Below are 1,445 nucleotides of genomic sequence, written 5' to 3' on the forward strand. Positions count from 1 at the left end.
AAAAGGTACGTCTGCACGCTCGATCTACCAGCTGGTTCGTTGAATGTCAGGGTGAAAACAATCCTGTGGGGACGATTCTATGACACGCTCTTTACTCACCAACCGCTTCCGACATCCGACCGGCCAGACCCCGGTCAGTTCGATACCCGAGACGGACTCTGGTCGTTCGATATGTTTCTCCCCGTTGAGAAAGGTCCTTCTTTAGGTGAAGGGATGACACCGCTTGTCTCGTCACCAACGTGGGATGCCGAGTACAAACTCGAATACATCTCCCCGACGGGCAGCTTCAAGGATCGGGGTGCAACCACGACGATCAGCCATGCAATCCAGTGTGGCGCAGATCGAGTCGTCGAAGATTCGTCAGGGAACGCTGGGGCCGCCATCGCGACTTACGCAGCTCGCGCTGGACTTGACGCAGAAATCTACGTCCCAGCGTCGGTGAAAGATGCGAAACTCCAAGCAATCGAACGGGCCGGTGCGACGCCTATTCGAATCGAAGGTGGACGCCAAGCCGTGACTGATGCATGCATCGAGGCTGTCGAATCGGGCGATGCCTGGTACGCGAGTCACTCATGGAGTCCAGCGTTCTTTGCTGGGACGGCGACGTTTGCGTACGAAGTCGCACTCCAACGTGACTGGAACGTCCCTGACGCGGTCGTGATGCCGCTCGGCCATGGAACGCTGTTCCTGGGTGTGTACCGTGGATTCAAGGCGTTGTCTGAAGCAGGGTGGATCGATACGGTGCCACGTCTGCTTGGCGCGCAAGCCGCAGGATATGCCCCAATTGCGAGTGAACTCCACGCAGTCCCTGAGAGTGAGAACGATGTCGCAGATGGCATCCAGATACGGGAGCCGACACGAAAACAACAACTCCTGAATGCGATTGCTGAAACCGACGGTGATGCGATTGCGATCACGGAGGATGATGTCCAAACCGAGTTAGACCGACTCCACGCGCATGGATTCTACGTAGAACCGACGTCAGCGATTGCGCCTGCGGCACTTGCGGCGTATCGAGAACGGGAAACGCTTGAGCCAGATGAAGACGTGGTGATGCCACTCACGGGGCATGGATTGAAGATATAACTCGACGGAACGCTCATCAATACGTTCGCAGACCTATATACCGGCTGATTCACCGAAACACGGAGCGAAACCAATTCTTGAGAAGAGGTCTATGACTCCCTCTTAAGATAGTAGACGTGCATTCGACCGTCACCAAGTTTTGACCGTGAGTCGACCAGACTCTCGCACTGAAGGTTGTGTAACGCCTTCTCGACTGATGACTCCGGTCAGTTGGTTCGATCAACGATCTCGACTTTGGTGAGCGGACGCTCAGCGTCTTGGTGGACATAGTCGGTACTTCCCGACTGGTGTGAGAGCTGGAGCTAAAGCGTTGGTCTCATGAGGAAGATGTCTGGTTGAGTGAATGTGTTCAAGATACC

The 1,445-nt window shown here is 55.2% G+C and carries 1 protein-coding gene; it reads left to right on the forward strand.

Annotated features, from left to right (window positions below):
- Window positions 1–51: 51 nt before the first annotated feature.
- Window positions 52–1,086 (forward strand): pyridoxal-phosphate dependent enzyme, encoded by a 1,035-nt coding sequence (locus C492_RS00465; RefSeq protein ID WP_049892559.1) that lies wholly within the window; start codon window positions 52–54, stop codon window positions 1,084–1,086.
- The last annotated feature ends 359 nt before the right edge of the window (window positions 1,087–1,445 follow it).

Source organism: Natronococcus jeotgali DSM 18795, from assembly GCF_000337695.1.
In the GTDB taxonomy this organism is placed as follows: Archaea; Halobacteriota; Halobacteria; order Halobacteriales; family Natrialbaceae; genus Natronococcus; species Natronococcus jeotgali.